This window comes from Gordonia polyisoprenivorans NBRC 16320 = JCM 10675, assembly GCF_000241325.1.
GTDB lineage: Bacteria > Actinomycetota > Actinomycetes > Mycobacteriales > Mycobacteriaceae > Gordonia > Gordonia polyisoprenivorans.
In genome coordinates, this window is the sequence record NZ_BAEI01000004.1 from 141,550 (window position 1) to 147,549 (window position 6,000).

Annotated in this window: 5 protein-coding genes; all 5 read left to right on the plus strand. The window is 59.3% G+C overall.

What is annotated here, in order from left to right; all coding sequences use genetic code 11:
* Positions 1-149: 149 nt before the first annotated feature.
* The 5 genes from GOPIP_RS01520 to GOPIP_RS01540 all read left to right on the plus strand — a co-directional run bounded on the left by GOPIP_RS01520 (position 150) and on the right by GOPIP_RS01540 (position 5,846).
* Positions 150-617 (plus strand): restriction endonuclease subunit S domain-containing protein, encoded by a 468-nt coding sequence (locus GOPIP_RS01520; RefSeq protein ID WP_006367730.1) that lies wholly within the window; start codon positions 150-152, stop codon positions 615-617.
* Between the two features lie 2 nt (positions 618-619).
* Positions 620-2,230 (plus strand): ATP-dependent nuclease, encoded by a 1,611-nt coding sequence (locus GOPIP_RS01525; protein ID WP_006367731.1) that lies wholly within the window; start codon positions 620-622, stop codon positions 2,228-2,230.
* A complete protein-coding gene (locus tag GOPIP_RS01530; RefSeq protein WP_006367732.1) occupies positions 2,230-3,912 on the plus strand; it encodes a UvrD-helicase domain-containing protein in 1,683 nt (560 codons plus the stop codon). Before GOPIP_RS01525 ends, GOPIP_RS01530 begins: the two co-directional genes overlap by 1 nt.
* Before the next feature lie 98 nt (positions 3,913-4,010).
* Positions 4,011-4,718 carry a hypothetical protein gene (locus GOPIP_RS01535; protein WP_006367733.1) on the plus strand — a complete coding sequence of 236 codons (708 nt, stop codon included), beginning with the start codon at positions 4,011-4,013 and terminating at the stop codon, positions 4,716-4,718.
* 33 nt (positions 4,719-4,751) lie between these two features.
* Positions 4,752-5,846, plus strand: coding sequence for a hypothetical protein (locus GOPIP_RS01540; protein WP_006367734.1), 1,095 nt, complete (start codon positions 4,752-4,754; stop codon positions 5,844-5,846).
* Positions 5,847-6,000 lie beyond the last annotated feature (154 nt).

The window sequence follows — 6,000 nt, forward strand, 5'->3', positions numbered from 1 at the left end:
GTTTGAAGAACGCGGCGAGAATACAGCTCTCTGCTGCTGCCGCTTGCGAGTCGGGTGTCACCCGCCATCCGACGTGCAGGTCGGCGTGGTCCGCGAGCTGCCACTCGCGACGGCCACCCGAGAGGTCGGTACCCGGTGGTCGGGCGGAAGTGCGTTCGTTCGCGATCACAGTCGAGTCCGAAATCAAGACGAGTTACCTCATGCCGGTCGTTAAGGACGCCCGATCTACAAGCAAGTATCCGCCTTCTGTGCAGCCTTCGCGATCGTCGGTTGAAGACGTCGATGCGGGATACGTGTCTAACAAGTTCCCGATTTTCACGCCGAAGGACGGCCTCTATGACGACGCAGTTCTGCTGGCCTACCTGATGCAAGTTCTGAACTCACCCTCATCGTTGGCAGGGATTAGCGCTGAGTCACAGGCCTCGACGAAAACCAGCCGCAATCGACTCGGCCAGACAGCGCTGCTTAAGATGCAAGTTCAGTTGCATAGGATTACCAGGCCAGTGAAGGCGCTGAATGCGGCTGACGCGCTGCGGGACAACCTCGAGCGCGTGGGCGACTCACCACAATCCCTACGGGATGCGTTCGGTGGGCTGATGGTCCCGGACGGGAAGTAGGTATGAAGCTTCAGCGAATCCGCGTCGAGAACTATCGGCGCCTGCGGAACTTCGAGATCGCGGTCCGGGAGCACCTCGTGCTCGTCGGAGCCAATGACGTCGGAAAGTCGTCACTGCTCCGAGCAGTCGACCTCGCGCTTCGCGCGAACGCGGCTCAGCTGTATGCCAACGTTACGGTTGACGACTTTCGTGACCCCGGTGAGCCGCTCGTTATCGAAATCGAACTCACGGACTTCGGTCAGGACGAGCGCGCGTACTTCCCGGACGAGATCTACGTCGACCCACAGACCTCCGCGACGTCGCTCACCATCCAGCTTCGCGCGGAGGCCGATGACAAGGGCTCGCTGACGATCCAACGGATCGCTCCGTTCGGCGGCACAGGAAGGCAGATCTCTCGTGATCAGCTTGATGGCCTCGGGTGGAAGTTCCTCAGCGCCACAGCTTCCACGCGCGACATCCGTGAAGATCGTCGCTCAGCCGTCGACGACCTGTTGCGAGCTATCGAGCTTGGCGATGAGCAGAGGGCATTCGTTGCGGTCGCTGAGCAGTTTCAGGTTCAGCTTGACGGCTCGAAACGGCTTGAAGCGCTTCGTGGTCGCCTTGCCGAACAGTTATCCAAGGCGTTGCCTGCACGACTCGATGCCGGCGACTTAGCGTTTGTAACCGGTGCTGCTGCCACGGAGGATGTGCTCAACGACGTTCGGCTCCAGATCACCAAGGAGGGTGAGCGTCACGATCTATCGGAGCAGTCCGACGGAACTCGCGCTCTGTTCGCGATCGCACTCTATGACTTGATGACGGTAGGCGCTCATGTCGTCGGCATTGACGAGCCGGAGATTCACCTCCATCCCACATCGCAGCGAAGTCTGGCGCGGCTGCTTCGGTCGAGCTCAAGTCAGAAGGTACTCGCCACCCACTCCTCCGACATTGTGGGTGCGTTCGATCCCGATTCGATCGTCGTTGTGCGTAGGGGCGGAGATGTGGTGCAACCCCAAGAAGGGTTCATGTCTGACGACGAGAAGACCTTCGTTCGCTGGTGGGTGCGCGACCGGCTCGAGCCACTTACCGCAAAGCGTGTGATCGCCGTCGAGGGGATATCCGATCGAATCATCTTAGAACGTGCCGCCGAGCTAACGGATCGTCACCTTGATCGTCTCGGAGCCTGCGTGCTCGAAGCCCGCGGGGCGAACGAGATGGCACCCATTGACAAGCTGTTCGGTGCCACTGGCTTCGGTATTCCCATGTCCCTCCTTATCGACAAGGATGCCGAGCAGGCAACCGCTGAGAAGTTCGGCGTCTCTGTCGACGATTTGCCAGGTCGTTCCGTGTGGGTGTCGGACGCAGACCTGGAAGATGAGTACGTCGAGGCGCTCGGTCCGCAGGTCGTTTGGGACGCAATTTCCAACGGCGGACACTTCGCGCCGAATCAACTGTCGACATGCGCAGCAACCGGCGAGGGGGGTATGCGAACCGCCGCGGACGTCGCCGAGTTTTGTCGACGGAAAAGTGACTTCAAGGTACGGGCCGCGCTGTCGGTGGCGCCGGTCCTCACAGAAACCACGGCGCGAAAGATCGCAAGTGTCGAGTCACTCCTGAACGAGATCGCGAACTGATGCTCGAACCGACTGCGTCGCAAATTCAGATTCGAGACCATACTGCTCGCGACCTGCTCGTCATCGCACCTGCCGGATGCGGAAAGACGGAAGCGCTCGCACTCCGCGTCCAGGGGCTCCTGCAAAGACACGATATTGTTGCGCCTCAGAAGGTACTGGTCGTCACGTTCTCGAATCGGGCGAGGGACAACATCCGCGAGCGACTTCGGTCATATCTGGGGACCGGACAATTGCGGAACTATGTCTCGGTCGTGAACTTCCACGGTCTGTCTGCACGGATCTTCAAGGCGCACGCGAACGTCATTGGTTTGTCACCTGACCTGGCAATTCCAGAGAGTGATTGGGTGTCCACCGAGTGCCGTCGGCGGAACTTCGATTTCCCGGTTTCGAATCGAGTCAAGGATGCACTCCGCATTGCGAAGCAGGAGATGCGCAATGATGCAGAGGTGCAGGAGGTCCTGTCGACGAACCGTGAAATGGCTGCGTTGCAGCTTGAGCGAGATCGAATCGATAGCGAACAGTTGACCTATGACGATCTGCCTCGCGTCGCAGAACTCATTCTTTCAGTCGAGCCGGTCGCAGAGCTGTACCGTTCTCATTTCGGCGCAGTCATCGTTGATGAGTTCCAGGATCTGACGCCGCAACAGCTCCGCATCGTTAACCGAATAGGCTACGCCCGCACGACATACGGTGGGGACCTTGCGCAAGGCATCTACGGGTTTGCAGGCGCGAACCCGACCGCAATTCAGGCGGTGATCCGTGCGGAATGCTCGGAAATAGTCGAGTTCGCCGAGTCCCACAGATCGTCGCCCGCAGTGCTCGGAGCGGTGAACTCGCTGATTCCACTGACCGGTGGTACGAAACTCACCTCTGCAGACCCCGCCTCGTGGCCGCACGGCGGATTGTTCGCTATCGCAGCGTTCTCGACTGCGGAGGTGGAAGCGGAACGAGTGGCAAACCTGGCGAATAGGATTGCAGGGCAGGTATCGGGGCACCGGATAGCAATCATGGCACGTACCGTCCCGCGCCGCCGCTTCGTAGAAGGCGCCTTGTCTGAGATTGGGGTCGAATTCCTCCGCTGGGATGACGGCGTACTTGACACCGACACTGCACGGGTAGTCCGCGCCATGCTGAGCAAGTTCGACGTCGACGGGTACAACGCTGCGGCCGATAGGGTTGAGTATCTTCGCGTCGCATCAGGGCTTGAGACCATAGCCGATGCAGCAACCCGGGAAAGCGTTGTCGACGCGCTTGGCTGGTGTTACGAACAGTTGCGAGAGGGAGCGGCGCCCGAGGACATTCGCTCGCGGATCCGAGTTGGTGACGAGTCGACGCTCGTTACCATGCCCGGCATACACGTTCTGACTGGTCATATTGGTAAGGGACAACAGTTCGACTGGGCGATCATTATCGGTGCCGAGGACGGAGCGATCCCCGATTTTCGCGCGAAGACACCGGAACTGCAGGCTGAAGAGGCACGAGTGCTATCCGTCATGATCTCGAGAGCTCGCCACGGCGCCATAGTCACCTACGCTCGGGAGGTGGAGGCTCAAACCGGAAAGCGTAGGCCGAGGGAAGGATCGCCCTTCTTCGCGCAGTTGTCGACGGCGAATCCGCTCCGTGGGCCCACGATACGGGAGTGGATGGATTCAGCCGATTGGACGGCGATCGCTGCTCGGTAATCGCGCTTGGGCGCGCCTACGGCCTCGTGGAGGGCAGGCTTGTCAGAGGCTCCGGGTACGGTCCGACGCAAGAAGATGTCGACTTCGAAGGAGCGATCATGTCGTCGGCTCACTACGACTTCCCCGTGGCGGTCTCTCAACTGAAGATGCCAGACTCCCGCGACCAGCAGGTCGCTCGATCTGCGAAATGGTTACTGGAGCAACCCGGTGGATCGATCGTCATCGTCACGCCGCAGAAGCAGGTCCACGGTGGCGTTCTGTCAGGCCTCATCGGTCGGCCGGGGGTTACCCACGTCTCGTGGCGAGGTCTGTCAAGTTCGGCATTTGCTGGCCACCGGGTGATCTACGCGTGGCCTGACCGCAAGCACCTACAGGACCTGTGGGACGTTGAGGCTGACGCGCTCGTCGTCGTCGAGTGGGGTGAACCGGAGACTGCCGAGTGGATCGAGGACGCGAACCCCGTACGCCTACTCCCCGGCGAGACGATCGCTCCCAGCGCCGACAGCACAGTGACGGATGTTGCCCCGCTTCCAAACGGAATCGACGGGATTCTGGAGGGCATTGCAGCCTGGGCGGCTGGCTACTCCACCGGCCTCAAGTGGAATGAGGAAGACAAACTCAAGGCAGACATGATGAATCGTCCTGATCGATGGGTCGATGTGTCCGTCGAGCGGGTTCGTGCGAAGTGCCGTGCGCTTGGGATGCGGCCGAACGACGTCGACACCGTTGCGGAGCTATTGCAGCGCCGCAAGGACGGACGGCGATTCAACGTTGGCAGTACCTATCGAGATTTTCGCTTCAACTGACGGTTCAGGCGAGTCGAAGGAGGAGGACGTCCGATGAAGGTCCTGAAGACGATGCACACGTTCTACACGGATCACATCTACGTCGAAGCGTATTCACGCTACTACGGATGGACGCCAGACGGTAAGCACGCGAAGATCTGGCAGAACCTCGACATGTTGGTTGCCCAGCTCGACGACCTCGGGATCAAGTACGAGACGTTGCGTAACGCACTCTGCCCGCGTCAGGACAAGCGTGAGGCGTGTCTGATGTTCAATTCGTTTATGCTCTCCGAGAAATACGGCAACTATGCGTACGGCGCGAGCAAGTTTATCGTTCCGGCTCTTCCGGGGAAGTTGAACACGGCAATTCATCACGGCGATCTGATCTGCAGGGACCGTCGGCGTGTCGTCGATTATTTGGCCGCCAATTATCCCTACCTCTGTCTTGATGGTGTCGTAGGAAGCGAGCAGATATATTGCGTGCATCTGTCGAACCTTAGTCCGGGAGCGTTGAGCGCGATAGATACTCAGTTGAAGCGCGCACCGGGTTACATCGGTGTCGTTGACACGACCTTGCAGTCGCCTTTGAAGAATATGCTCAGCGGGACGATCACCGCGGAGCTCGTCAAGGTCGGATCGACGTATATCTCCTCACACTACGAGGAGCTCGAAGCGAAAACGGGCGAGTACGAAGGAATCTGGGAGCTTGGTAACGCTCGACTGGTGTCCGTGTATGACCTGCTGTTCGGGCAGTACCTTGCGTACAAGATCCAGCGGTCGAGTGACGGTGTATTTAGTCAGAACGAGGCGCTGATGTTGACCTCGCTCGATACTTGCTACGGCAGGGCGCCCGCGCCTGAGGTCACCGTTTCGATCACCGATGACAAGTTTAATTACTTAACACGAGCTAAGGGCGCAAATCTGAAGAACATGGGGCTGGATGGTATCACTGCCGACGCACTATGTGCCCTCGTCCTCGAAAGGATTCGTGGTCATTACATTTACGGTCTACGTCTCCTTGATAACGGAGATCTGCTGTGCTCGACACTAATCGAGGTTGAGCGTGCTGGGCGCACCTCATATCGTGCCGAAATAGGGCTAAGACTCGAACCCGACGAGAGCAGATTCTGCATCACGACGTTTTACTGAGGACAAGGCGCGCCGAGATCTCGGCGAGCGCGGGTTTCCAGGGCACGAAGGCATGTGCGGTGCAGCCTGAAGGTGCTCAGCAGGCGGAGGATAAGAAAGGCGCAAGGAAGAGCAGAGGGGCCTAACGACGAAGCCGTCTAACTCCCGCTCCGAT